The organism is Stenotrophomonas sp. Ps181 (assembly GCF_025697425.1).
GTDB lineage: Bacteria > Pseudomonadota > Gammaproteobacteria > Xanthomonadales > Xanthomonadaceae > Stenotrophomonas > Stenotrophomonas sepilia.
In genome coordinates this window covers 145,629-170,538 of sequence record NZ_JAHWBI010000002.1, presented here as the reverse complement: position 1 = coordinate 170,538, position 24,910 = coordinate 145,629, and the positions used below count along the sequence as shown (strand labels likewise).

The following is a 24,910-nucleotide window of genomic DNA, read 5'->3' as shown; positions in this document are numbered from 1 at the left end:
GACCTTGGTCGGCACGAATCATCCGAACGCGATGCTCCGTGCATGTGTGCCGACCAAGGTCGGCACCCACCGGAGCGGAACACGCACCCACATTGGCGATCGCGCTACCGTGCGTCGGCCGCGCCGCCCAGCACCTTGAACAACGTCACCCGGTTGCCCGCCTCCTGCTGCTGCAACGCGATCAGGTCCTGTTGTGCGGCATACAGGCTGCGCTGCGCATCCAGTGCCTGCAGATAGCCGTCCAGCCCGGTGCGGTAGCGCGCATCGGCCAGCGTGTAGCTGCGCTGGCTGGCGGCGACCAGTGCGCGCTGCGCTTCCATCTGCGTGGCCAGGTGATCGCGCGTGGCCAGCGCATCGGCCACTTCACTGAAGGCCTGCTGGATCGCTTTCTCGTACTGCCCGATGCCGATGTCCTTGCCGATCTTCGAGGCATCCAGCGAGGCCTTCAGTGCGCCGGCGTGGAAGATCGGCGCGGTGATGCTGGGCGCGAACGACCAGCCACGGGTGCCGGCCGAGAACAGCGTCGACAACGCGGTGGAGCTGTGGCCGTAGTTGGCGGTCAATGTCAGCGTCGGGAAGAATGCAGCGCGCGCGGCACCGATATCGGCATTGGCCGCCTGTAGTGCGTGTTCGGCGGACAACACGTCCGGGCGCTGCAGCAGCACGCTGGACGGCAGGTTGGCCGGCAGCGGCGCCAGTGCCACGCTGCCATCCAGCGCCTGCGCGGTTGGCAGCAGGGCCGCATCCAGCGGCGCCCCCACCAGCAACTGCAATGCATCACGATCCTGCGCCTGCTGCGTCTGCAGCTTGGCGAGCGCACCGCGTGCGGCTTCGACGCTGGTCTGTACCTGCGAGACATCCAGCCCCGAGGCCAGCCCCTGCGCATGACGGGCCTCGGTGCGCTGCAGGGTCTGCTGCTGGCTGTCCAGGGTCTGCAGTGTGAACGCCAGTGACTGCTCGTCCGCTGCCAGCGCCAGCCACGCCGTGGCCACTTCGGCCACCAGGCTGGTGCGCGCGGCGCGCTGGTTCTCGGCGCTGGCCAGCCAGTTCTGCAGGGCCTCGTTCTTCAGGCTGCGGATGCGTCCGAACAGATCCAGTTCCCAACTGCTGATACCCACCTGCACGGCATCGGATTCAGTTACCCGGGTGGCACCGGTCTCGCTGTTGGCATCGCTCACGCGCGAGCGGGCGACGCTGCCACTGGCATCCACCGGCGGCAGCAGCGCCGCGCGCTGGATGCGGTACTGCGCCCGCTCCTTCTCCACCTGCAGCATGGCCACGCGCAGGTCGCGGTTGTTCTGCAGCGCCAGCGTGATTACCTGCTGCAGGCGTGGCTCGAGGAAGACGTCGCGCCATGCCGGCATCGCCAATGCCGGCTCGGCCTCGCCCGTGGCGGCATTGCCGAATTGTGCCGGCACCGGCGCCTCGGGCCTCTGGTAATGCGGCGCCATGCTCACGCAGCCGCCCAGCACGGTGGTCATCATTGCGGCCGCAATGGCGCGCAGCAGCATCGGCTTCATGGGCGTACCTCCGGGGCGGTGGCTTCGGCCGGCGCGCGGCCCGGGAACAGGCGGCGCACGAGCAGGTAGAACAACGGCACGAAGAACATGCCCAGCACCATCGAGGCGACCGTGCCGCCGGCCACGCCGGTACCCAGCGAGCGGCGCGCGGCCGAGCCGGCGCCGGTGGCGAACACCAGCGGCAGCACGCCCATCAGGAACGCCAGCGAGGTCATCACGATCGGCCGCAAGCGCAGATAGACGGCCTGCAGGATCGCCTCGCGGGTGTTCCTGCCCTGCTGTTCAAGGATGCGCGCGAACTCGACGATCAGGATGCCGTTCTTGGCCGCCAGGCCAATCGTGGTCAGCAGGCCGACCTGGAAGTACACGTCATTGTTGAGGCCACGCAGGTTCATCAACAGCACGGCGCCGAACACGCCCACCGGCACCGCCAGCATCACCGCGAACGGCACCGCCCAGCTTTCATACAGCGCGGCCAGGCACAGGAACACGAACAGCAGCGAGATGGCGTACAGCATCGGCGCCTGGTTGCCCGACAGCTGTTCCTGGTAGGCCATGTCCGACCAGGCATGGCTGAAGCCTTCCGGCAGTTTGTCGGCCAGGCGCGCGATCTCGGCCATCGCCTCGCCGGAACTGACGCCGGGCGCGGGCTGGCCGGTGATCTCCATCGCCGAGATGCCGTTGTAGCGTTGCAGCGCGGCCGGTGCACTGGACCAGTGCGCGCTGACCAGCGACGAAAGCGGCACCATCTGCCCAACCTGGTTGCGCACGCTCCAGCGCTCGATGTCCTGCGGCTGCATGCGCGCTTCGGCGGCGCCCTGGATGAACACCTTCTTGATGCGGCCCTTGTAGATGAAGTTGTTGACGAAGTCGCCACCCAGCGCCGCGTTCAAGGTGTCATTGATGTCCTGCGGATTCACGCCCATGGCCTGCGCCTTGGCGTCGTCCACCTTCACCGCATACACCGGCGCGTCCTCCAGGCTGGCGTAGCGCACGTTGACCAGCTTCGGATCCTTGGCGGCTTCCTTCAACAGCGTGTTGCGCGCGGCCACGGCAGCGGCATGGCCGGCGCCGCCTTCGTCCTGCAGTTCCAGGGTGAAACCGCCCGCATCACCCAGGCCAAGGATGGCCGGTGGCGAGGTGATGAACACCTGCGCATCGGGCACGCTGGCCAGGGCCGCGGTCAACCGCGCGGCAATGGTGTCGGCGTCGTCCTTGCGGTCATCCCAGTCCTTCAGGCGGATGAAGGCCTGGCCGACGTTCTGGCCGCTGCCGGTGACACTGAAACCGGCGGTGGCTTGGATCGACAGCACGCCGTCGTCCTTCACCGCGGCGGCACTCAGGCGATCCATCACCGCGCGGGTCTGCTCCAGGGTGGCACCGGCCGGCAGCTTCACCAGCGCGTTGAGCATGCCCTGGTCCTCGTCGGGCAGGAACGCGCCCGGCAGGTGCCACAGCAGCAGGCCGGTGGCCACGCTCAGCGCCAGGTAGAACACCACGCCCAGCGTGCGCCGGCCAAGGAAGCCATCCACCCGGCTACGGAGGCCGTTGGACGCGCGCTCGAAACGGTGGTTGAACCAGATGAAGCACTTGCCCAGCAGGCTCGGCTCACCGCCGTGGTCGCCATGCGGATGGCCGCCCTTGGGAATCGGGTGCAGGATGCTGCCGCACAGGGCCGGGGTGATGGTCATCGCCACCAGCACCGACAGGATCATCGCGGCAGCGATCGTCACCGAGAACTGGCGATAGATCACGCCGGTGACACCGCTGAAGAACGCCATCGGCAGGAACACCGCGGTCAGCACCAGCACGATGCCGACCAGCGCGCCGGTGATCTGGCCCATCGCCTTCAGCGTGGCCGGCTTCGGCGCCAGCCCTTCGAAGGTCATCACCCGCTCCACGTTCTCCACCACCACGATGGCATCGTCCACCAGCAGGCCGATGGCCAGCACCAGCGCGAACATGGTCAGCGTGTTGATCGAATAGCCAAATGCCGCCAGCACGCCGAAGGTGCCCAGCAGCACCACCGGCACCGCGATGGTCGGGATCAGCGTGGCCCGCCAGTTCTGCAGGAACAGGTACATCACCAGCACTACCAGGATGACCGCCTCGATCAGGGTGATCACCACTTCCTTCAGCGAGATCGTCACGAACGGCGTGGTGGTGAACGCCACGTGGTAGGTGTAGCCGTGCGGCCAGTGCTTCTGCAGCTGCTGCAGTCGTGCCTCGACGGCCTTGGACACGGCGATGGCATTGGCGCCGGCATTGAGCTCGATGCCCAGCGACGCCGACGGCTTGCCGTTGAAGGTGCTGATGCTGTCGTAGCTTTCCGGCCCCAGGCCGATCGTTGCCACGTCGCCCAGGTGCACCACGCTGCCGTTGGCATCGGCCTTGAGCACCACCCGCGCGAACTGTTCGGGCGTGTGCAGGCGGCTGCGCGCGGTGACCGTGGCGTCCAGCTGCTGGCCCTTCAGCGCCGGCTGGCCCCCCAGCTCACCGGCCGAGACGTCGGTGTTCTGCGCCTGCAGTGCGGTCTCGATGTCCGACGGCATCAGCGCGTACTGCCGCATCTTCTCCGGGTCCAGCCAGATGCGCATGGCGTATTCCTGGCCGATCGGCTGGATGTTGCCGACACCACTGACGCGGCTGATCTGGTCGTCGATGCGCGCTTCCATGAAGTTGGCGACATCGAAGTTGTCCATGCTGCCGTCTTCGCTGGTGAACGACAGCACCTCGAAGATCGAACCACTGGACTTGGTGATGGTCAGGCCGTTCTGTTGCACCGCCTGCGGCAGCGTCGCCATGGCCGCCTGCAACTGGTTCTGCACCTGCACCTGCGCGGTGTCCGGATTGGTGCCGGTGGCAAACACCAGGTTGACCTGCGCCGAGCCATCGGAGGCGCTGGTGGAGGTCATGTACATCAGGTGGTCCAGGCTCTGCTGGGACTGCTCGATGACCTGGGTGACCGCGTTCTCCACGGTCTGCGACGAGGCGCCGGTGTAGGTGGCGCGGATGGTGATGGTGGGTGGGGCGATCTGCGGGTAGCGGTCCACCGGCAGGATCAGGATCGCGAGCAGGCCGAGCAGGCCGACCGCAATGGCGATCACCCAGGCGAAGATCGGCCGGTCGATGAAGAAACGAACCATGCGTGGCAGGCCTCAGTGCGACGTTTCGTCGGTGTTGCCGTCCGGGTCGACCGCCGGCATCGCCGCCAGCTGCGCCGTGGTGGCCGCCGCCGCCTTCACCTGCTGGCCGAGCGAAACCGCGCTGCCATTGCTGACGATCACCCGCTCGCCGGGCTTCAGGCCCTGGGTGATCTGCCACTGGTTGCCCACTACCTGGCCGGTGCTGACCCGGCGCTCGACCACGCGATCCTTTGCGTCGAGCAGGCGCAGCAGCGGCTCGCCACGTTCATTGCGCAGCACCGCCTTCTGCGGCACCAGCAGGGCACGCGCATCGGTGGCCATCGGCAGCACCGCCTTCAGGTACATGCCCGGCAGCAGCAGGCCCTCCGAGTTCGGAATGACCGCGCGCAGCACCACGTTGCCGGTGCCCGGATCGACTGCGCTGCCGACGAACTCCAGGGTGCCTTCATGCGCATAGGTGCTGCCGTCCTCCAGCAGCACCTTCACCTGTGCCTTGCCGTCGATGGCTTTCACCAGGCCGGCGTCGAGCTGCGTGCGCAGCGCCAGCATCTGCGTGCTGGACTGGGTGACATCCAGATAGACCGGGTCCAACCGCTGGATGGTCGCCAGCGCCGCGTCCTGGCCGGCGGCGACCAGCGCGCCAGCGGTCACGCTGGAGGTGCCGATGCGGCCGTCGATGGGGGCGGTCACCCGGGTGTAGTCGAGGTTGATGCGGGCCGCCTGCAGCGCAGCGCGCGCGGCGATCACATTGGCCTGGGCCTGCTTCAGCGCCGAGGTGGCGTCGTCGGCGTCCTGCTTGCTCGCCGCATCCATGCCCAGCAGCGTGCGGGTGCGCTCGGCCTTCGGCTGCGCCGACAACACAGTGGCCTCGGCCTGCGACAGCTGGCCACGCGCGGTATCGAAGGCGGCCTGGTACGGCGCCGGATCGATCTGGTAAAGCAGCTGGCCGGCCTTGACCTGCTGGCCTTCGGTGAACAACCGCTGGCGGATCAGCCCACCGACCTGCGGGCGCACCTCGGACACTTCGAACGGTACGGCGCGACCGGGCAGGGTCTGCTGCAGGGCCAGCGGCTGTGCGCTGGCAGTGATGACGCCCACTTCAGGGGTGGCCGGGGCCTCGGCCCTGCCCGCCGAGCAGGCCGCCAGGGCCAGCAGCAGGGGCAGCAACAGCGGACGGGGAGAACGGGACAGCGGGGGCAGGAGTGACATGAGGGGGCGTGGGGGCCTTGCGTTGACCCGTGCACGCTGCCGTGGAACTGTGCAGAGAATATGGAGATTGTGCGACCGGCTCAGCGGGCGCTTGCTTTCGGCGCCGCATGCGCCGCTAATGGCCCCGCGATGGCGAAGATTCGACTCAAATTCGGCCTGACCGCGAAGACCTTCCTCGCGATCTTCACCGCCTGCCTGCTGGTGCTGGCAGTGAACGGCATTGCCAGCCGAGTGGCGTTCCAGACCGGCTTCCTGGACTACCTCAATGACCAGGGCGATCTGCGCATGCAGCGCGTGATGCCGCACCTGCAGCGCGAGTACAGCGCACACGGCGGCTGGGAGCATCTGCGCGGCGACAGCGACCGCTGGGCGCGGCTGCTGCGCCCGGATCTGGCCCATGGGCACGAGGGGCCCGTGCCACCGCTGTCCGACCAGACCGGCGTTCCCTCCCGCCTGGGCCTGTTCGATGCACAGCATCGGTTCGTGGCCGGCAACCCGGACGCCACCAGCGACGACGAGCCGCACGCCGTGCAGGTGGACGGGCACACGGTCGGCTGGCTGGGCATGGTGCCGTTCCAGACCGTCATCGCCACCAACGACCTGAACTTCTACAACACCCAGATGCGCGCGTGGTGGGTGATCGGCATCGCGCTGCTGCTGGTGACGGTACTGCTGGCCTGGCTGGTATCGCGCGCGCTGCGCCAGCGCCTGGCCAAACTGGCGGCGGCCACCCACCGGCTCGCCGCCGGTGACTACGCCACCCGCATCGAGCGCACCAGCGATGACGAGCTGGACGCCCTGGTCAACGACTTCAACCGGATGGCGCAGGCGCTGGACGACACCGAGCGCAACCGCCGTGCCTTCATCGCCGACATCTCGCACGAACTGCGCACGCCGCTGGCGGTGGTTCGTGCCGAACTGGAAGCCATCGAGGACGGCATCCGCCCGCTGGACCGCGCCAACCTCGGTGCCCTGCAGGGCGAGATCCGCCAACTGGGCAAGTTGATCGACGACCTGCACGACCTGTCGATGACCCAGTCCGGCGGCCTGGCCTACCGCTTCGCGCCGCTGGACCTGGCGGCGCTGCTGCGCAGCGAGCTCAATGGCATGCGCGTGCGCTTCTCCACGGCGGGGCTGGCACTGGAGGAGGACCTGCCCGCCACACCGCTGCAGGTATCCGGTGACGAACGGCGCCTGCAGCAGGTGCTGGCCAACCTGCTGGAGAACGCATTGCGCTACACCCACGCCGGGGGCCGCGTACGCGTGCAGGCAGCGCGCGTGCCTGCCGGTGTGCAGCTGATCGTGGAAGACACCGCGCCAGGCGTGCCGGCCGACAAGTGCGCGCTGCTGTTCGAGCGCTTCTACCGGGTGGAGAGCTCGCGCAACCGGGCCAGCGGCGGCAGCGGGCTGGGCCTGGCCATCAGCCACAACATCATCCTCGCCCACCACGGCCTCATCCACGCCGAGCCATCGCCGCTGGGCGGGCTGCGCGTGGTCATTACCCTGCCGGAGCCTGCATGAGCCTGTCCCCCGCCGCGTCCGCGAAGATCCTGATCGTCGAGGATGAGCCACGCCTGGCCTCGGTGCTGCGCGACTACCTGGCCGCCGCCGGCATGACCAGCGAATGGGTGGACGATGGCGGCCAGGTGATCGACGCATTCGCGCGCTACCAGCCCGACCTGGTGCTGCTGGACCTGATGCTGCCGCAGCGCGATGGCGTGGACCTGTGCCGCGAACTGCGCGCCAGCAGCGATGTACCGGTGATCATGGTCACCGCACGGGTGGAAGAGATCGACCGCCTGCTGGGCCTGGACATCGGTGCCGACGACTACATCTGCAAGCCGTTCAGTCCGCGCGAAGTGGTCGCACGGGTGATGGCGGTGCTGCGCCGCTACCGCCCGGACCCCGCTGCGCGCGCCAACAGCGGGCTGCATATCGACGAACCGGCCGCCCGCGCCACCTGGAACGGCAAGGGCCTGGACCTGACCCCGGTCGAATACCGCCTGCTGCGCACCCTGCTGGCCACACCAGGCCGGATCTGGGCGCGCGATGAACTGCTCGACCGGCTGTACCTGGACCATCGCGTGGTGGTCGACCGCACCGTCGACAGCCATGTGCGCAACCTGCGCCGCAAGCTGGCCGACGCCGGCATGGAAGGCGAACCGATCCGTTCGGTGTACGGCATGGGCTACAGCTACGAACCCTAGCCGGTGGTGCCGGCCGCTGGCCGGCAGCCGCAGAATTCCAGGTGCGCCCATTGAGGTTGCCGGCCAGCGGCCGGCACTACCCGTGCGCAACTGCGCTACAGTCGAGAACGCTCGACATCAACGGATCACGACTGCATGGACGACATCCACCCGGTCGCGCCGGACAAGCGCGCCGCCATCCTTTCCACCCTGGCCGACATCGAACAGCGCTACGACGTACGCGTGCTGCTGGCGTGCGAATCCGGCAGCCGTGGCTGGGGCTTTTCCTCGCCGGACAGCGACTACGACGCGCGCTTCATCTACGTGCATCGCCAGCCGTGGTATCTCAGCGTCAACGAGAGCACCGGTCCCGGCGAAGCGCAGCGCGATGTGATCGAACTGCCGATCGACGATGAGCTCGACGTCAGCGGCTGGGACCTGCGCAAGGCACTGCGGCTGGTCTCAAAATCCAATCCGACACTGATCGAATGGCTGCGTTCGCCGATCGTGTACCGGCAGGACGACGCCGCCGTGGCGCAGCTGTGGGAGGCAGCAAAGTCCTTCTATTCGCCGCTGGGCACGTGGTGGCACTACTTCAACATGGCGCGCTCGAACCATCGCGGTTACCTGCGTGGCGAGATGGTACGCACCAAGAAGTACCTGTACGTGCTGCGCCCACTGCTGGCCTGCCAGTGGATCGAGCACGAACAGACACCTCCGCCGATGGCCTTCGAGGATCTGCTGGATCGACTGCTGCCGCACGGCCCGGTGCGTGAAGCCATCGATGCCCTGCTGGTAGTGAAACGCGCCAGTGCCGAGGTCAATGCCGGACCACGCATCGCGGCGATCAGCGATTTCATCGATCGTGAGCTGGCCACCCGGACTGCGCAGGCGCCACAGCTGCCCGCTGGACACGGTGATGCGGCGTGGCTGGATGGGCTGTTCCGGCAGGTGCTGGCCGAGCACGCACCGGCATGAAGAGCCGCAGCTACTTCCGGTAGTGCCGGCCGCTGGCCGGCAACCGCAGAATTCCAGGTACGCCCATGACGTTGCCGGCCAGCGGCCGGCACTACCACACGGGTATCATCGTCGCGAACGCCCTGATTTCCGGAGACATCGATGAACCCGCTGCGCCCCTTCCGCGACAAGATGCCCGTCCTCGGCGAGCGCGTGTACATCGATCCTGCCTGCACCGTCATCGGTGACGTGGAGCTGGCCGAGGACGTATCGGTGTGGCCGGGCACGGTCATCCGCGGTGATGTCAATCACGTGCGCATCGGCGCGCGCACCAACGTGCAGGATGGCACCATCATCCACGTCAGCCACCACAGCCCCTACAACAAGGCCGGCTACCCGACCCTGATCGGCGAAGGCGTGACCGTCGGCCATGGCTGCATCATCCACGCCTGCACCATCGGTGATTACAGCCTGATCGGCATGGGCGCCTGCATCCTGGATGGCGCCCGTGTGGAACGCCATGGCTTCGTCGGTGCCGGAGCGGTGGTCGGCCCGGGCAAGGTGGTCGGTGAAGGTGAGCTCTGGGTGGGCAACCCGGCCCGCCCGGCGCGCACGCTGAGCGGCAAGGAGATCGAGTCGCTGCACTACTCGGCCGACCACTACGTGCGGCTGAAGGACGAATACCTGGGCTGAACGGCCAACGCCGCCATGCGGCTCTGCTAAAGTCTGGGCCCGACCAGGACCTGTCGAGACCCCCATGCCTGTGGCTGCCTGCCGGAGAGGACTCCGGCGCCCACAACGAAGGCCATCGCACTGATGGCCGCACCGATGCTCGATACCTACCGCGAGGTGGTGACGCCGGAGGGTGTGCCGCTGCAGCTGCCGGCCGCCGGCCCGGTGCCACGGGCGATGGCTTGGCTGATCGATCTGGGCGTGCGCATCGCGGTGCTGGTGCTGATGTCGATTCCGCTGGCACTGCTGGATTCGTTCGGCTCCGGGCTCGGCCTGGTGCTGATGTTCCTGGTCTACTGGGCCTACCCGATCGTCTGCGAAGCGCGGTGGGGCCGTACCCTCGGCAAGCGCGCACTGGGCCTGCGCGTGCTCGCGCGCGATGGCGCGCCGGTGGGCTGGATGGCCGCCATCACCCGCAACCTGCTGCGCACCGTGGACATGCTGCCGTTCGGCTATGCACTGGGCCTGATCAGCAGCCTGTTCGATCCCCATGGCCGTCGCCTCGGCGATCTGGTGGCCGGCACCGTGGTGGTGCATGCGCCCGTGCTGTACCTGCCGCCTCCGCCCACCATCGACAGCGTGCTGGCCCCGCCGCAGCCGCTGCGACCGGAAGAGCAGGCCGCGCTGATGGCCTTCGCCGAGCGCGCGCCACGGCTGTCGGCGGCCCGCCAGCAGGAACTGGCCGGCATCGCCGAACCGCTGACCGGCACCCACGGCCAGGTCGGCGTACTGCGCCTGTATGCCATGGCCAACTGGCTGTTGGGGCGGCGATGAAGCAGGAACAGTTCGTCGCCCGCTACCAGCAGGAATGGCAGGACCTGGAACACTGGCTGCTGCTGCGTGCTGGTGCTGCGCGCCGCACGCGGCGCAAGGCCAGCGCGCTGGCGGTGGACGACACCGCCTTCCCGCAGCGCTACCGGCGCCTGTGCCAGCAGCTGGCACTGGCCCGCGAGCGCGGCTACAGCCCGCAGCTGGTGCAGCGCCTGCAGCAGTTGATGCAGCAGGGCCACAGCGTGCTGTACCGCACGCCGCCGACGCGCTGGCGCGGTGCACTTGAATTCCTGGTGGCCGACTTCCCGCTGCTGGTGCGCAGCCAGGCGCGCAGCATGTGGGTGGCACTGGCGATGTTCGCGCTGCCGGCGGTGGCCTGCTTCGTGCTGGCGCAGCTCTACCCGGACCTGATCCACATGGTGATGGACAACCGCCAGATCGCCGAGATGGAGCGCATGTACGATCCAGCGGCCGAACGCCTCGGGCGTGACAGCGGCACGGACTGGATGATGTTCGGCCACTACATCCTGAACAACATCAGCATCGCCCTGCGTACCTTCGCCAGTGGCCTGCTGGCCGGCCTGGGCACGCTGCTGGTGCTGCTGTTCAACGGCGTGATCATCGGTTCGGTGGCCGGCCACCTGCAGCACATCGGCCATGGCGATCCGTTCTGGCGCTTCGTCGCAGGCCATGGTGCCTTCGAGCTGACCGCGATCGTGATCGCCGGCGGTGCCGGCCTGCAGCTGGGCATGAAACTGCTGGCCCCCGGCCGGCGCAGCCGCCTGGATGCACTGGTCGAGGGCGGCCGCATCGGGGCCCGGCTGTGCCTGGGCGTGGCGTTCATGCTGCTGGTGGCCGCGTTCATCGAAGCGTTCTGGTCGTCGATTGCCGAAGTGCCGGCGTGGGGCAAGTTCAGCGTGGCCGGCGTGCTGTGGGCCGGCGTGCTGCTGTGGCTGTGGCGCGGCGGGCGCGGAGGCGGCAATGCGCATTGACCACCTGGACGTGGCGCTGCGCGCGCGCAGCGGCTGGGAAGCAATGGAGCTGGGCAGCGCCCTGTCCCGCCGCCACGCACGTGCGGTGTGGGGCAGCTGGCTGCTGGCCAGTGCGCCGCTGTTCGCGATCTTCAACGCGTTGGGCTGGTGGCTGGATGCGTTCGGGTGGGCGTGGCTGGCGATGTGGTGGTGCAAGCCGCTGTTCGAGCGCGCACCGCTGTACGTGCTGTCGCGCGGCATCTTCGGTGAGCCGGTGGGCGCGCTGGCAGCGCTGCGCGCGCAGCGCAGCTGGGGCAATGCAGGCTTCTGGGGCTACCTGGGCTGGCGCCGCTTCAGCGTGCTGCGCAGCCTGTGCCTGCCGGTGAACCTGCTGGAAGGCAACGCGCCGGCCCAGCGCGGTGCACGCCGCCGCGCCGTGGCGGCCGGTGCCGCGGGCGCCGCCGTCGTGCTGACCGTGGCCTGCATGGCCTTTGAAGCGGTGCTGGTGTCCGGTGCGATCGGCGCGGTGTTCATGTTCATGCCACTGGAGCTGATGTCCGAATCATGGCGTGCCGCATGGGACATGATCGGCCAGGACACGCCTGCCTGGGCGCAGCTGGGCTTCAACCTGGCGTGCTGGCTGGCATCGGTGCTGATCGGACCGTTCTATGTCGGCGCCGGCTTCGGCCTGTACTTGAACCGGCGTACGCAGATGGAAGCGTGGGACGTGGAGATCGCCCTGCGCCGCCTGCGCGAGCGGCTGCTGCCGGCAGCATCGACGCTGGTGCTGCTGCTGTGCCTTGCCCTGCCACTGGCCTCCGCGCCAGTGCATGCGCAGGACGCGCAGACGGTCGCTGAGCAGGCCGACGATGCCGAAGAGGACGAGGACAGCGCGGAAGAACCCGCCACTGCGGACAACGACCCGGCCAATACGCCGGCGATGATCTTCGGTGCGGCGCCGGTGGACACCGCCGGTTTCCGCCAGGCGGTGAACCGCGCCTATGAAGATCCGCTGCAGCGCCCGACCCGCCAGGTCACGCGCTGGAAGCCGATCGAACAGGCCGAGGAAAAAAAGAAGGAAGACAAGGCGCTGCAGAGCGACGGCAGCGACAAGGGCGAGCGCAGCAACCGCAAGGCCGGCATTGCCTGGCTGGCGCGCCTGGCCGAGTGGGGCCTGTGGGGCCTGCTGGGCGTCCTGCTGCTGGTGCTGTCGTTGACCGCTCGTCTGTGGCTGCCGTGGCTGCGCGGCAGTGGCCGGCGCAAGGCCGACGCTGCACCGCCGGTGGTGGAGGAACAGGTGGAGCTGCCGGTCGTGCTGCCGCCGGACGTGGCCACCCAGGCCGGCCTGCTGTGGGACCAGGGCCGGCCGCGTCAGGCGCTGGCCCTGCTGTACCGCGCCAGCGTGCGCACGGTGGGCGAGCGCAGCGGCATCGCGCTTCCGCCTGGTGCCACCGAAGCGCAATGCCTGCGCGCGTCGCGGCGCATGCCCGATGCCACCGACCGCGAGCTGTTCGCGCGCATCGTGCGCATGTGGCAGTACGCCGCCTACGGTGGCCGCCTGCCCAGCCGCGCCGATTTCGATACATTGGCCGACACCCTGCGCCAGCAGTACCGGTGGCTGGCATGAGCCCGCGCCTGTTCTGGTCGCTGCTGCTGGGCGCGCTGGTGCTGTTCGGCGTGCCGCTGACGATCCTTTACCTGCGCACGCACGAACGCGTGACCGAGACCGTACAGCTGCCGCCGCAGGGCGAGGCCGGTTACAACCCGCTGTACGTGCTTGGCCAGGCCCTGCGTGCCGATGGCATCGACGTGCACTCGCGGCCGCGGCTGGACCTGCAGCAGATGGCGCTGGGTCCGCGCGATACGGTGGTGCTGCTGCAGGACAGCAGCGAACTGCCGGTACCGGCGGCCAGGGCCCTGCTGGCCTGGGTCGATGGGGGTGGCCATCTGCTGGTGCGTACGCCGCCGCCCGCCGAGGACGACGCCAGCAGTACGCAGGGACCGCTGCTGGACCAGCTGGGCGTGGACAGCCTGTACCAGCAGAGCGACTGCCAGCCGTTCCACGTCATCGACGATCCCAGCCATGTGGAGTTCTGCGGTGGTCGCCGCTTCACGCTGGGCTTTGCAGCCCGTACACGAGCCGAACGGCGTTGGGGCAACGAGCGCAACCTGGTGTTCGCGCGACTGCGCCACGGGCAGGGCAAGGTGAGCGTGCTGGCCGACATGGAATTCATGCGCGGCGAGGTGGATTCGCCGGCGGCACGCCTGGCGTCGGCCGCGGGCAAGGCCAGTGATGGCCTGCACGATCTCTCGCACCGCGACCTGACCCGTTATCTGCTCGATCCGAACTACGGCAAGGGCACTTTCTGGCTGGTCTACGCCAGCCGCCCGCCGTCGCTGTGGGCGCGCCTGTTCTACCACGGCTGGCCGCTGTGGGCGCCGCTGCTGCTGGCGCTGCTGGGCTGGCTGTGGGGCCGTTCGCAACGCTTCGGCAGCCGCCTGCCGTCGCCGGTGCTGGAACGCCGCTCGCTGCTGGAACACGTGCGTGCCAGCGGCGAGCTGCTGCTGCGCTTCGGCCACGGCGCGCGCCTGTATGACGCCGTGCTCGCCCTGTTCCTGCATCGCGTGCGCCTGCGCGCGCCGGTGGCTGCCGCACTGGAGGGCGCCCCCCGCGAACAGGCCATCGCCGAACTGCTGAAGTGGCCGCAAGGCCGCGTTGCCAGCGCGCTCACGCCCCCTCCGCCGCACGATTCCTCCGCCCTGCGCGAGCGCATCCGCTTGCTGCTCCAGATGAGATCCCTGCTATGACCGAAGTTCCCGAGCTGCCGGCGGCCGCCAATGCCCGCCTGATCGAACGCGTCGATGCCATCCGCGATGCCGTCGGCCACGCCTTCATTGGCCAGGCCGAGGTGCTGGACCAGATCCTGGTGGCGCTGCTGGCCGGTGGCCACGTGCTGATCGAGGGCGTTCCCGGGCTGGGCAAGACCCTGCTGGTGCGTGCGCTCGCGCAGGCGCTGGAGCTGGATTACGGCCGCGTGCAGTTCACCCCTGACCTGATGCCCAGCGACGTCAGTGGCCACGCGGTGTACGACCCGAAGAGCGAGAGCTTCAGGATCCGCCGTGGCCCGGTGTTCACCAACCTGCTGTTGGCCGACGAGATCAACCGTGCGCCGGCCAAGACCCAGTCGGCACTGCTGGAAGTGATGCAGGAAGGCCAGGTGACCATCGAAGGCAAGGCGTTCACCCTGGCGCCGCCGTTCATGGCGCTGGCCACGCAGAACCCGCTGGAGCAGGAAGGTACCTACCCGCTGCCAGAGGCACAGCTGGACCGCTTCCTGCTGAAGGTGCTGATCGACTACCCGCAGCTGGAGGACGAGAAGCGCATGGTGACCGCGATCACCAGTGGCCGTGCCGCCAGCGATTTCGACCTGAGCCAGGTGCCGCGTGTATTGGGGGCTGGCGAGCTGCTGGAACTGCAGCGTGCGACCGCGGCGATCACCGTCGATGACGAAGTGATCGACTACGCGGTGCGGATTGTGGCGGCCACGAGGCAGTGGCCGGGCATCGCGGTCGGCGCTGGCCCGCGCGGCAGCATCGCGCTGGTGCGTGCCTCGCGCGCGCAGGCGGTGCTGGCCGGCCGTGACTTCGTCACGCCGGACGACGTGCGCGACATTGCCCGCCCGGCACTGCGCCACCGCATCGCGCTGGCCCCGGAACTGCAGATCGAGGGCCAGGACGCCGACGATGTGCTGGGCGCACTGCTGGCCAAGGTGGAAGCACCGCGCCGATGAGGCCGGCCCCGCTGCTGCTGGCGCTGCTGCTGGCCTGGGCCGCCCTGGGCGGCCTGGTGCTGGGCGGGTTGCTGCCGCGCTGGAGCTGGGCGCTGGCCGCCGTGGCCATCGCGCTGCCAGCGCTGTTCGACCTGTGGCGGCAGTCGCGGCGTGCGTCGCCGCAGGTACAGCGCGAACTGCCCGAAGCGCTGGCGCTGGGCGTGCGCCGCGAGGCGGCGCTGCGGCTGCAGGCCGAGCAAGCGATGACGGTGCAGGTGTTCGACCTGGTCCCCGGCGGCTGGCCGCTGGAATCGCTGCCACAGCGCGCGCGCCTGCGGGCCGGTAGCGCCTCCACGCTGCACTATCACCTGCAGCCGCTGCAGCGCGGGCACTTCCGCTTCGAAGGCGTGCACCTGCGCATGCGCTCGCCGTGGCGCCTGTGGTGGCAGCAACGCACGCTGCCGCCCGTACTGGACGTGCGGGTCTATCCGAACTTCGTCCCGCTCACCCGCTTCGCATTGTTCAGTGCCGACCAGGCCTCGCGGCTGGTCGGTGCACACGTGAAGCGCCGCCGTGGTGAAGGCACCGACTTCCACCAGATGCGCGAGTATCGCGTCGGCGACAGCCTGCGCCAGCTGGACTGGAAGGCCACCGCGCGCGCGCGCAAGCTGATCTCGCGCGAGTACCAGGACGAGAAGAACCAGCAGTTGCTGCTGATGCTCGACAGTGGCCGGCGCATGCTGGCCAGCGAAGGCGGGCTCTCGCACTTCGACCATGCCCTGAATGCCTCGCTGGTGGTGGCCTACCTGGCGCTGCGCCAGGGCGATGCCGCCGGCCTGTTCGCTGCCGGTGGCGAACGCCGCTGGGTCGCGCCGCAGCGTGGCATGGGCACGGTCGAGCACCTGCTGCGCGCCAGCTACGACCTGCAGCCGCGCGCGGTGGCCACTGATTACCTGGCCGCTGCCACCGAGGTGTCGCTGCGCCAGCGCCGGCGAGCACTGGTGATGCTGGTCAGCAACGTGCGCGACGAGGACATCGAAGACCTGCTGGCGGCGGTGCGCCTGCTGCAACGGCGCCACCTGGTGTGCGTGGCCAGCCTGCGCGAGCGCGAGCTGGACGGCGTGCTGGAGGGCGAAGTGCAAACACTGGAAGACGCCACCCAGGCCGGTGCCGCCGCGCTGTACCTGCAGCAGCGCGCGAAGGCGCACGAAGCGCTGCGCAGCGAGAAGGTGATGGTGCTGGACGTCACCGCCGACGCCCTGCCCGGCGCGCTGGTGGAGCGCTATCTGGCGGTGAAGCGCGAAGGGCTGCTCTGAGCCGAGCGTGGGCTCGGCTCTACACGAATCGGGTTGTCCGTAACGCCGAGCCCATGCTCGGCTGCCGGCCAGCGGCCGGCACTACCTACCCCTGCAGCAAGCGCCGCTGCAACCGCTCCACCGCACGCTGCAGCAGCACCCGGTTGCGGGCCAGCTTCATCCACTGCGGCAGGCGCGAGAACATGGATCGATGATGGCCGCGGCCCTCGCGTAGCGTCGCGCCCGCGTATTCGTGCAGTGCCTGCAGATGTTCGGCGTTGTAGGCCCACAGCAGGCCCGCGCGGGTCGATTCGACCAGGCGCAGCGGCAGACCGAAATGCGGATCTGCAGCCTCTGCTTCACGCAGCGGGGAAGCCGTGACCGAAACATCACTGGTTCGTCCGCACTGCTCACAGCGAGCAGGAAAAGTGGTCGGTGCGGGTACACCCGATGCAATGTGCCGATTGACGCACAGCCATTGATGCCCGCAGTAGCCGCACGGCCGATGTCCCTGCAGGCGCATCGCACCGACCCAGTCCGTGCCATCCAGGGACGCACTGCAACCGGTGCAGCGGAACCGCGCTGACGTCCTGCAGCAAGTCTTGCTGGTAACCACCCAGCCCGGCGTATCGCAACGATGGCAGCGCACGGCGACCCGGTCGGAGAACGACCGAAGACCACGACCATCATCAAAATGTCGCCCTGCCACCGGCGTCGCTCGTCCTCGTCGTCCTTGGGGGCGCCGCACCGTCATCAGACGTAGATCCGCGTTGGCGCCTCGTCGACGATCGCGTGCGGCACGAAGCGCGCACTGTCGCGGGTGATCGCGCTGTCGTCCTCGCGGATGCCGATGCCGCAGGCGTGGTCACCCACCACCCAGCTGCCGATCAGCGGGTAGCCGCCTTCGAAGCGGGTGAGCGGGTGGGCGCGCTGGATGATCGCCGGGCCGTCGTAGGGACCGTCGCTGCGCTGGGTGCTGCCATCGGCCAGGTGCATCTCGATATTGGCACCTTCGCGCGAGAACAGCGGCTTGCGCACCCAGCCCGACGCCAGCGCGCTGCCGTCGTCGAAATGCGCTTCCAGCAGGTTCGGATGGCCCACGTTGCGTTGCCACAGCAGCGGCAGGATGCCCTTGTTGCTCAGCACCGCCTTCCAGGCCGGCTCCAGCAGCTGCACGCCCGAAGCGGGCAGCGCGCGGCCGAATTCCTCGGCCATCAGGTCTTCCAGCGGATACAGCTTGAACAGCGTGCCGATCACCGAATCATCCAGCGCGGTGAAGCGGCCATCCTCGGACAGGCCGATGTCCTCGATCGCGATGGCCTGGCCATGCAGGCCGGCCTGCGACGCGCAGTCGCGCAGGTACTCGACCGTGCCGCGGTCTTCTTCCGAGCTTCCCACCGCGCTGAAGTACAGTGGCGGCGGCAGCCGCGTGGCCAGTTCGCCGAAGCGCTCGACCAGCGCCTCATGGATCGCATTGAACTGGTCGGCATGCTGCGGCAGGCGGCCGGCGTTGCGCTGGTCTTCCAGCCACTGCCACTGGAAGAAGCTGGCCTCGAACAGCGAGGTCGGCGTATCGTAGTTCAGCTCGTACAGTTTGGCCGGGCCGGTGCCGTCGTAGGCCAGGTCCAGGCGGCCGTAAAGGTGCGGCTGGCGCTGGCGCCAGCTGTCGGCGATCCAGTCGCGGTAATGCGACGGAATCGCCAGCTGGTCCATCAACCGCTCGCTGCCGATGACATCACCGACCAGGTCCAGCGCCATCTGGTGCAGCTCGGCACTGGGGTCTTCGATGTCCTGTTCGATCTGGCGCAGGGTGAACGCGTAGTACGCGCTTTCATCCCAGTAGGGCTGGCCATCGATGGTATGGAAACGGAAACCCGCTTCCTCCGCGCGTGCCCGCCACTGGGCACGCTCGGCAATCCGGATGCGCTGCATGGACCGGTCAGCCGCCGTAGCTGCCGCTGGTGCTGCGGCGTGCGCTGGTGTTGCCGAAGCCACCACGGCTGGCAGTGACCGCACGGTTCGGCTCGCTGGTGACCGGCGTCAGGCCGGCCTTGCCGGCACCGATGCCGCTGGCGGTGTTCAGGCCACCGGTGCCGCCCGGTGCCGGGCGCGCCCAGCCAGCGTTCTTGTCCTGGTAGGCCGGTGCCGACGCCGGCGCCTGCGGGGCCAGGCCGCCGCGGTTGCTCAGCATCTGCGACATGAAGAAGCCCATCATCATCGGGCCGATGAACGAGGTGCCGGCCGAGGTGTGCTGCTGCACGCACTGCTCCGGCTTGTAATCCTTCTCGCAGGCTTCCTTGCTGGCGTACTTCGGCGCCGCATCGGCGGCCTGCTTCTGCGCTTCGGCGAAGGCATTGCGGCACGACGACGGGTCACCGGTGGCCTCGGTGCAGGCCTCGACCGACGTGTACAGGCCTTCCTGCACCTTCACTTCCGGCTCCTTCTGGCAGGCGGTGAACAGCAGCGGCGCGGCGCTCATCAGCAGCAGCGCGGTGGTGCGGGAACGTTTCATGGCCTCATGCCCTGTCGATGGATCAATGCCCCAATGATGCCAAATCCGGGCGAGCAACCGGAATCGGCAAAGTGCGAAAGATGAACGGCCTTTCATTTTCGTCGGCATTGGGGTCAGAGCCCATCGCGCTGCGATGGGATCCGACCCCGGGCGGCACACCGCACTGGTAGGTGCCAACCTTGGTTGGCACACGCCCCGCGGCGCCCCGCTATGCCCGGCGCGCGCAGCCAAGTCTCCGGCGAGAAGCCCCCTTGTTGTTCAAGGGGGCGCGCCGCAGGCGCGGGGATAAGGGGAAATGCGCGGACCACCAAGCCGCTGCAAGCGGTGAAGGTGGTTGCAGCAGCAACCGAAAAAATTGGCCATGATCGGGCGACCCCCACGCCGTACGGCCCGCCCGTTCCGCCCGCCATGCCCGAATACCGTTCCCGCACCTCCACCGCCGGCCGCAACATGGCCGGCGCCCGCGCCCTGTGGCGTGCCACCGGCATGAAGGACGGCGACTTCCACAAGCCGATCATCGCCATCGCCAACTCCTTCACCCAGTTCGTGCCCGGCCACGTGCACCTGAAGGACCTCGGCCAGCTGGTCGCGCGCGAAATCGAACAGGTCGGTGGCGTCGCCAAGGAATTCAACACCATCGCCGTGGACGACGGCATCGCGATGGGCCACGACGGCATGCTGTACTCGCTGCCCAGCCGCGAGATCATCGCCGACGCCGTGGAGTACATGGTCAACGCGCACTGCGCCGACGCACTGGTGTGCATCAGCAACTGCGACAAGATCACCCCCGGCATGCTGATGGCCGCGCTGCGCCTGGACATCCCGGTGGTGTTCGTCTCCGGCGGGCCGATGGAAGCGGGCAAGACCAGGCTGTCCGAGCACAAGCTGGATCTGGTCGACGCGATGGTGGTGGCCGCCGATGACAGCGCCTCCGACGAGAAGGTCGCGGCGTTCGAGCGCAGCGCCTGCCCCACCTGCGGTTCCTGCTCGGGCATGTTCACCGCCAACTCGATGAACTGCCTGACCGAAGCGCTGGGCCTGTCGCTGCCGGGCAACGGCACCACGCTGGCCACCCACGCCGACCGCGAAGCGCTGTTCCGCCGCGCCGGCCGCCTGATCGTCGAACTCTGCCACCGCTGGTATGGCGGCGAAGACCCGAGCGCGCTGCCGCGCGGGATCGCCACCCAGGCCGCGTTCGCCAATGCGATGACCCTGGACATCGCCATGGGCGGCTCCACCAACACCATCCTGCATCTGCTGGCCGCAGCGCAGGAAGCGGAGGTCGACTTCGACCTGACCCACATCGACGCGCTGTCGCGACGCGTCCCGCAGCTGTGCAAGGTGGCGCCGAACACACCGAAGTACCACATCGAGGACGTGCACCGCGCCGGCGGCGTGTTCGGCATCCTCGGTGAGCTGGATCGCGCCGGCCTGCTCGATACCACAGTGCCGACCGTGCACAGCGCCAGCCTGGCCGAAGCGCTGGAACGCTGGGACGTGGTGCGCAGTGACAACGACACCCTGCATACCTTCTTCAAGGCCGGTCCGGCCGGCATCCCCACCCAGGAGGCCTTCAGCCAGGCCACGCGCTGGCCCGCGCTGGACCTGGACCGCGCCGAGGGCTGCATCCGTTCGCTGCAACATGCGTATTCGCTGGAAGGTGGCCTCGCCGTGCTGCGCGGCAACCTGGCCGTCGATGGCTGCGTGGTGAAGACCGCCGGCGTGGACGAATCGATCCACGTGTTCGAAGGCCCCGCGCGCGTCTATGAAAGCCAGGACGCCGCCGTCGCCGGCATCCTCGCCGACGAGGTGCAGCCGGGCGAGGTGGTGGTGATCCGCTACGAAGGGCCGAAGGGCGGCCCGGGCATGCAGGAGATGCTGTACCCGACCAGCTACCTGAAATCGAAGGGACTGGGCAAGCAGTGTGCGCTGCTCACCGACGGCCGCTTCTCCGGCGGCACCTCGGGCCTGTCGATCGGCCACGTCTCGCCGGAAGCGGCCAGTGGCGGTGTCATCGGCCTGGTGGAAGACGGCGACCGCATCCGCATCGACATCCCGGCCCGCCGCATCGACCTGCTGCTGGATGAGGCCACGCTGGCCCAGCGCCGCGCCGACGCCGATGCGAGCGGCTGGAAGCCACGCGCGCCGCGCCCGCGCAAGGTCACCAGCGCGTTGAAGGCCTACGCCCTGCTCGCCACCAGCGCCGACAAGGGCGCCGTACGCAACACCGCCCTGCTCGGCGATTGATCCCTGCGCGGTAGTGCCGGCCGCTGGCCGGCACCTGTGAAAAAGGGGACGGAGGGGATTAAGTCGTCTGTGCCTGAAACGACTTAATCCCCTCCGTCCCTTTTTTCAGCCGATCACGCGCTTGAACGGTGGTAGCGCGTCGATGATGCGCTTGCCGTAGCGGCGGGTCAGCAGCCGCGAATCGAGGATGATCACGCGGCCGGTGTCGGTGGAGGTGCGGATCAGGCGGCCGGCGAACTGGGTCAGCGTGCGCAGCGCGTGCGGGATGGCGATCAGGTTGAAGGCATTCAGCCCACGCCCTTCGAACCACTCGCTGAGGGTGGCGGTCTGCGGGTCGGTCGGCACCGCGAACGGCACCTGGGTGATCACCACCGTGGTGCAGGCTTCGCCGGGCAGGTCGAGGCCTTCACCGAACGAATTCAGCCCGAACAGCACCGAGCCTTCGCCTGCCTCAACGCGCCGCAGGTGTTCCTCGATCAGGCGGGTCTTGGACATCTCGCCCTGCACCAGCACCTGCTTGCGCCGCGCGGCCGGCATCAGACCGGCCACCTTCTCCATCTTCCAGCGCGAAGTGAACAGCACCATCGAGCCCTTGCGCCAGTCCAGCTCGGTGTCGAGATAGCGCGCCACTTCGCGCGGATGGCCTTCGCGGTCGTCCGGGGTAACCGGGAACTTCGGCACGATCAGCTCGGCCTGGTTGGGCAGGTCGAAGGGCGACGACAGCGAGACCATCTCGGCTTCTTCCGGAATGCCGTTGTCGATCGCCAGCGACTGGAAATCACCACCGCCGGTCAGCGTCGCCGAGGTCATCACCACCGAGTCCACTTCATCCCACAGCAGCTTGCGCAGCACGTGCGCGGCCGACACCGGTGAGCCGTGCAGCACCAGGTCGCCGTCGCGGGTGGCGGTGACCCAGCGCGCCATCGGCGGCGCGCCGTCCTTGTCCTCGCGGCGCCAGGCCTGCCACAGGTTGTACTGCTGCTCGATCATTTCCAGCGCCATGCCCAGGTTGCGCTGCAGGCGCTCGCGTGCGGCATCGTCCGGCTTGCCCTTGGCCACCTGCGCGGTGGCGGCATGCGCCCAGTTGTAGAGGCTGCGGGTATCGTCGGCCAGCGCCTCGATCGGCTCGCGCCAGGCCTCGGGCAGGCGCCCGTTGGCCGCGCGCCACATCGGCTCTTCGTCCGCCGGTGCCGGCATCCACACGCGCTCGATGTGATCGCGGAACGCGCGCAGCTGCTTGGCGACGTTGCTGGCGACCTCGATCGCTTCGTTCGGCAGCAGATTGCCAAGGCGGTCCTTGTCGACCGCGCGGTAGGCACCGGCAATCAGGATCTGCAGGCGGCCGGTGCGCTTGGCCATTTCATCCAGCGCCAGGCTGGCCGCACCCTGGTCGATGGCCACGTTGCCGATGTGATGGCCTTCGTCCAGCACCAGCAGCATGTCCGACGGCGGCGCAATCAACGGCTGGCCGTTGTCGCTGTCACCGATCGACAACGCCGACAGCAGCAGCGCGTGGTTGGTGACCACGATCTGCGCATCGCGCACGGTATTGCGCGAACGCAGCACCGCGCACTGCGCCGAATACGCACAACGGCGCCCGGCGCAGCCCGAAGCCGGCGTGGTGATGCGGCTGCGCAGGCCGGGGCTGATGGTCTCCGGCGCATTGTCGATATCGCCGTCCCAGCTGCCGCCGGTGAAGGCGTCGGTCAGGCGCTTGGCGATGTCCATCTCGATCGGCGCCAGCGGCCGGTCGAACAGCGGTGCATCATCCTCGAACATGCCGCCCTGCGAGCCCTCGCCCTGTGCTTCGGCGGCGTTGCGCGTGCACAGGTAGCGGGTACGGCCCTTGGCCAGCGCCACGGTTGCTTCCAGGCCGGTGGCCTTGAGGAAATTCGGGATATCGCGCTCAACCAGCTGCGACTGCAGCGCTACGGTGCCGGTGCTGATCACCAGCTTCTTCCTGGTGGCCAGCGCAATGGGTACGCCGGCGGTGAGGTAGCCCAAGCTCTTGCCGACGCCGGTCGGCGCCTCGACCACGCCAACGCCACCGCTTTTCGACAGCGCGCGCGACACCACGCCGATCATCTGGCTCTGCGAGCGACGGGTGGAGAAGCCGGGGGTATTGGCCTGCAGCGTCGTGTACGCCTTGCGGATCGCGTCCTTCAAGGTGTCATCGAGCGTGCGCGGAGCGGCGACGGTTTCGGTCACGCCGGGAATTACCGTGGCTGGATCGGGCCGGTCATTGTCGCATGGCCGGCCATGTCCGCCGCCGCTGGCTGCCTGAACGGGGCAGCGGCGACGCCCGGCGGCTGGATGAACACACCGTACGCTGCTGGCGACGGCCCTGGGCCGTCACCGGGGTGTCACTGCACCGCGTTGCCGCGCAGCCGCAGCAGGCGCACCAGCGCCCACACCAGCAGCACCACGCCGATGGCCTCGACCATCGCCAGCGCGAAGTGCAGTACGCCGAAGATGGCGCTCATGCCCGAGATGGCGCTGAAGTTGCCACTGCTGACCAGCCACATCGGCAGGAGGCCCGCGGCCAGGCCGCCCAGGCTGGACAACAGCAAAAGCAGCAGGCCGACCAGCGCGCCGGTGCGGGTGGCATCGCGCGGTGCACCGACCACCCAGACCAGGCCGACGCACAGCGCGATCAGCACCGGCAGGCGCACACCGACCATGCTCAGCACGGTCACCATCAGGGTCGTGCCGTCCATCGATCAGTCCTCGCCGGCCAACACAGCCGGGCCCTGGCGCAGCGCCTGGTAGACCTCGTCGGTCTGCGGGCGTACGCCGTGCCACTGCAGGAAGCTCTCGGCAGCCTGCTCGACCAGCATGCCCAGGCCGTCGACGGTGTTACGGCACTGCGCCGCACGGGCCCAGGCCAGGAAGGCGATGGCGGCCTCGCCGTAGTTCAGGTCGACGGCGGTGGTCATCGAATTGACCAGCGACAGCGGCAGCTTGAACTCGACGTCGCGGTCGCGGCCCGCCGAGGTGGCATTGACGATCAGTTCGAAGTCGCCCAGCTCGCGCAGGTCTTCCCAGTAGCGGCTGATCGCGCGGCCCGGCTCGCCCATCGCGTCGATCAGTTCGTCGGCGCGCTCCGGCGTGCGGTTGACCACCACCAGTTCGGTGATGCCGGCATCCAGCAGCGCCGGGGCGACGCTGCGCGCCGAGCCACCGGCGCCGATCATCAGCACGCGGCGGCCGCGCAGATCCAGGCCGTGGCGGTCGGTCAGGTCGCGCACCAGGCCGATGCCATCGGTGGTGTCGCCGTGCCAACGGTCGCCCTTGCGCAGCAGCGTGTTGACCGATCCGGCGCGGCGCGCCCGTGCGGTCAGCGTGGTGCATGCCGAGAACGCGGTTTCCTTGTGCGGCAGGGTGACGTTGGCACCGACACCGCCCTCGGCAGCGAAGGCCTCCAGGCCGGCCAGGAACGCCTCCGGGGCCAGGTCGATCGCGCGATAGTCGATGGCGATGCCTTCCTGGCGACCGAACGTCGCGTGGATCTGCGGCGACTTCGAGTGGGCAACGGGGTGTCCGAAGACGGCGTAACGGTCGGTCATGGAATCCTCAAGCTGGCTAGACTGATGC

The 24,910-nt window shown here is 68.7% G+C and carries 20 protein-coding genes; 11 read left to right on the top strand and 9 right to left on the bottom strand.

Annotated features, from left to right (window positions below; translation table 11 throughout):
• Window positions 1-104 precede the first annotated feature (104 nt).
• The 3 genes from smeC to smeA are packed head-to-tail and all read right to left on the bottom strand — an operon-like array spanning window position 105 to window position 5,875.
• A complete protein-coding gene (smeC, locus tag KXV01_RS04355; protein WP_099494964.1) occupies window positions 105-1,520 on the bottom strand; it encodes a multidrug efflux transporter outer membrane subunit SmeC in 1,416 nt (471 codons plus the stop codon).
• A complete protein-coding gene (gene smeB / locus KXV01_RS04350; RefSeq protein WP_099494963.1) occupies window positions 1,517-4,666 on the bottom strand; it encodes a multidrug efflux RND transporter permease subunit SmeB in 3,150 nt (1,049 codons plus the stop codon). The genes smeC and smeB overlap by 4 nt, the downstream gene beginning before the upstream one ends.
• A 12-nt stretch (window positions 4,667-4,678) precedes the next feature.
• Window positions 4,679-5,875, bottom strand: a complete 1,197-nt coding sequence (smeA, locus tag KXV01_RS04345; RefSeq protein ID WP_263467526.1) for a multidrug efflux RND transporter periplasmic adaptor subunit SmeA — start codon at window positions 5,873-5,875, stop codon at window positions 4,679-4,681.
• A 129-nt stretch (window positions 5,876-6,004) separates the two neighbouring features.
• Here smeA and baeS point away from each other — a divergent pair, with 129 nt between their 5' ends.
• The 10 genes from baeS to KXV01_RS04295 all read left to right on the top strand — a co-directional run bounded on the left by baeS (window position 6,005) and on the right by KXV01_RS04295 (window position 16,578).
• A complete protein-coding gene (baeS, locus tag KXV01_RS04340) occupies window positions 6,005-7,396 on the top strand; it encodes a sensor histidine kinase efflux regulator BaeS (protein ID WP_065196828.1) in 1,392 nt (463 codons plus the stop codon).
• The gene (locus KXV01_RS04335; RefSeq protein WP_049439469.1) at window positions 7,393-8,082 is read left to right on the top strand and encodes a response regulator; all 690 of its coding nucleotides are present in this window, start codon (window positions 7,393-7,395) and stop codon (window positions 8,080-8,082) included. The genes baeS and KXV01_RS04335 overlap by 4 nt, the downstream gene beginning before the upstream one ends.
• A gap of 135 nt (window positions 8,083-8,217) precedes the next feature.
• The gene (locus tag KXV01_RS04330; protein ID WP_099494961.1) at window positions 8,218-9,039 is read left to right on the top strand and encodes a nucleotidyltransferase domain-containing protein; all 822 of its coding nucleotides are present in this window, start codon (window positions 8,218-8,220) and stop codon (window positions 9,037-9,039) included.
• Window positions 9,040-9,180: 141 nt separating this feature from the next.
• Window positions 9,181-9,711 carry a gamma carbonic anhydrase family protein gene (locus KXV01_RS04325; protein WP_049414384.1) on the top strand — a complete coding sequence of 177 codons (531 nt, stop codon included), beginning with the start codon at window positions 9,181-9,183 and terminating at the stop codon, window positions 9,709-9,711.
• A gap of 123 nt (window positions 9,712-9,834) precedes the next feature.
• On the top strand, window positions 9,835-10,524 hold the full coding sequence (locus tag KXV01_RS04320; RefSeq protein ID WP_099494960.1) for an RDD family protein: 690 nt from the start codon (window positions 9,835-9,837) through the stop codon (window positions 10,522-10,524).
• Window positions 10,521-11,513, top strand: a complete 993-nt coding sequence (locus KXV01_RS04315) for a stage II sporulation protein M (RefSeq protein WP_049414385.1) — start codon at window positions 10,521-10,523, stop codon at window positions 11,511-11,513. Before KXV01_RS04320 ends, KXV01_RS04315 begins: the two co-directional genes overlap by 4 nt.
• The gene (locus KXV01_RS04310; protein WP_049439477.1) at window positions 11,503-13,119 is read left to right on the top strand and encodes a DUF4129 domain-containing protein; all 1,617 of its coding nucleotides are present in this window, start codon (window positions 11,503-11,505) and stop codon (window positions 13,117-13,119) included. Before KXV01_RS04315 ends, KXV01_RS04310 begins: the two co-directional genes overlap by 11 nt.
• Window positions 13,116-14,300: a DUF4350 domain-containing protein gene (locus tag KXV01_RS04305; protein WP_263467525.1), complete on the top strand. Its 1,185-nt coding sequence runs from the start codon at window positions 13,116-13,118 to the stop codon at window positions 14,298-14,300. The genes KXV01_RS04310 and KXV01_RS04305 overlap by 4 nt, the downstream gene beginning before the upstream one ends.
• Window positions 14,297-15,283, top strand: coding sequence for a MoxR family ATPase (locus KXV01_RS04300; protein ID WP_049414388.1), 987 nt, complete (start codon window positions 14,297-14,299; stop codon window positions 15,281-15,283). Before KXV01_RS04305 ends, KXV01_RS04300 begins: the two co-directional genes overlap by 4 nt.
• Window positions 15,280-16,578: a DUF58 domain-containing protein gene (locus KXV01_RS04295; RefSeq protein ID WP_049414389.1), complete on the top strand. Its 1,299-nt coding sequence runs from the start codon at window positions 15,280-15,282 to the stop codon at window positions 16,576-16,578. The genes KXV01_RS04300 and KXV01_RS04295 overlap by 4 nt, the downstream gene beginning before the upstream one ends.
• 85 nt (window positions 16,579-16,663) lie before the next feature.
• On the opposite strand, the gene KXV01_RS04290 is transcribed toward KXV01_RS04295, so the two are convergent.
• The 3 genes from KXV01_RS04290 to KXV01_RS04280 are packed head-to-tail and all read right to left on the bottom strand — an operon-like array spanning window position 16,664 to window position 19,069.
• On the bottom strand, window positions 16,664-17,311 hold the full coding sequence (locus KXV01_RS04290; RefSeq protein ID WP_111096717.1) for a hypothetical protein: 648 nt from the start codon (window positions 17,309-17,311) through the stop codon (window positions 16,664-16,666).
• On the bottom strand, window positions 17,311-18,489 hold the full coding sequence (locus KXV01_RS04285; protein WP_049414391.1) for a glutathionylspermidine synthase family protein: 1,179 nt from the start codon (window positions 18,487-18,489) through the stop codon (window positions 17,311-17,313). The genes KXV01_RS04290 and KXV01_RS04285 overlap by 1 nt, the downstream gene beginning before the upstream one ends.
• A gap of 7 nt (window positions 18,490-18,496) precedes the next feature.
• A complete protein-coding gene (locus KXV01_RS04280; protein WP_049439485.1) occupies window positions 18,497-19,069 on the bottom strand; it encodes a DUF1190 domain-containing protein in 573 nt (190 codons plus the stop codon).
• Window positions 19,070-19,477: 408 nt separating this feature from the next.
• Here KXV01_RS04280 and ilvD point away from each other — a divergent pair, with 408 nt between their 5' ends.
• Window positions 19,478-21,316, top strand: a complete 1,839-nt coding sequence (gene ilvD / locus KXV01_RS04275; RefSeq protein WP_099494953.1) for a dihydroxy-acid dehydratase — start codon at window positions 19,478-19,480, stop codon at window positions 21,314-21,316.
• Between the two features lie 105 nt (window positions 21,317-21,421).
• On the opposite strand, the gene dinG is transcribed toward ilvD, so the two are convergent.
• The 3 genes from dinG to aroE form a co-directional block, all read right to left on the bottom strand.
• Window positions 21,422-23,524 (bottom strand): ATP-dependent DNA helicase DinG, encoded by a 2,103-nt coding sequence (dinG, locus tag KXV01_RS04270; RefSeq protein ID WP_099494952.1) that lies wholly within the window; start codon window positions 23,522-23,524, stop codon window positions 21,422-21,424.
• Window positions 23,525-23,679: 155 nt separating this feature from the next.
• Window positions 23,680-24,033: a hypothetical protein gene (locus KXV01_RS04265; protein ID WP_049439388.1), complete on the bottom strand. Its 354-nt coding sequence runs from the start codon at window positions 24,031-24,033 to the stop codon at window positions 23,680-23,682.
• Between the two features lie 3 nt (window positions 24,034-24,036).
• Window positions 24,037-24,882 carry a shikimate dehydrogenase gene (aroE, locus tag KXV01_RS04260; RefSeq protein WP_049414396.1) on the bottom strand — a complete coding sequence of 282 codons (846 nt, stop codon included), beginning with the start codon at window positions 24,880-24,882 and terminating at the stop codon, window positions 24,037-24,039.
• Between the last annotated feature and the right edge of the window lie 28 nt (window positions 24,883-24,910).

Coding starts and splice junctions, on each gene's coding strand:
- baeS (WP_065196828.1), top strand. CDS start 6,005: ATGGCGAAGATTCGACTCAAATTCGGCCTGACCGCGAAGACCTTCCTC.
- smeB (WP_099494963.1), bottom strand. CDS start 4,666: ATGGTTCGTTTCTTCATCGACCGGCCGATCTTCGCCTGGGTGATCGCC.
- KXV01_RS04280 (WP_049439485.1), bottom strand. CDS start 19,069: ATGAAACGTTCCCGCACCACCGCGCTGCTGCTGATGAGCGCCGCGCCG.
- KXV01_RS04265 (WP_049439388.1), bottom strand. CDS start 24,033: ATGGACGGCACGACCCTGATGGTGACCGTGCTGAGCATGGTCGGTGTG.
- KXV01_RS04315 (WP_049414385.1), top strand. CDS start 10,521: ATGAAGCAGGAACAGTTCGTCGCCCGCTACCAGCAGGAATGGCAGGAC.
- ilvD (WP_099494953.1), top strand. CDS start 19,478: ATGCCCGAATACCGTTCCCGCACCTCCACCGCCGGCCGCAACATGGCC.
- smeC (WP_099494964.1), bottom strand. CDS start 1,520: ATGAAGCCGATGCTGCTGCGCGCCATTGCGGCCGCAATGATGACCACC.
- KXV01_RS04330 (WP_099494961.1), top strand. CDS start 8,218: ATGGACGACATCCACCCGGTCGCGCCGGACAAGCGCGCCGCCATCCTT.
- KXV01_RS04290 (WP_111096717.1), bottom strand. CDS start 17,311: ATGACGGTGCGGCGCCCCCAAGGACGACGAGGACGAGCGACGCCGGTG.
- KXV01_RS04310 (WP_049439477.1), top strand. CDS start 11,503: ATGCGCATTGACCACCTGGACGTGGCGCTGCGCGCGCGCAGCGGCTGG.
- KXV01_RS04335 (WP_049439469.1), top strand. CDS start 7,393: ATGAGCCTGTCCCCCGCCGCGTCCGCGAAGATCCTGATCGTCGAGGAT.
- KXV01_RS04285 (WP_049414391.1), bottom strand. CDS start 18,489: ATGCAGCGCATCCGGATTGCCGAGCGTGCCCAGTGGCGGGCACGCGCG.
- KXV01_RS04320 (WP_099494960.1), top strand. CDS start 9,835: ATGGCCGCACCGATGCTCGATACCTACCGCGAGGTGGTGACGCCGGAG.
- KXV01_RS04295 (WP_049414389.1), top strand. CDS start 15,280: ATGAGGCCGGCCCCGCTGCTGCTGGCGCTGCTGCTGGCCTGGGCCGCC.
- KXV01_RS04300 (WP_049414388.1), top strand. CDS start 14,297: ATGACCGAAGTTCCCGAGCTGCCGGCGGCCGCCAATGCCCGCCTGATC.
- KXV01_RS04325 (WP_049414384.1), top strand. CDS start 9,181: ATGAACCCGCTGCGCCCCTTCCGCGACAAGATGCCCGTCCTCGGCGAG.
- KXV01_RS04305 (WP_263467525.1), top strand. CDS start 13,116: ATGAGCCCGCGCCTGTTCTGGTCGCTGCTGCTGGGCGCGCTGGTGCTG.
- aroE (WP_049414396.1), bottom strand. CDS start 24,882: ATGACCGACCGTTACGCCGTCTTCGGACACCCCGTTGCCCACTCGAAG.
- smeA (WP_263467526.1), bottom strand. CDS start 5,875: ATGTCACTCCTGCCCCCGCTGTCCCGTTCTCCCCGTCCGCTGTTGCTG.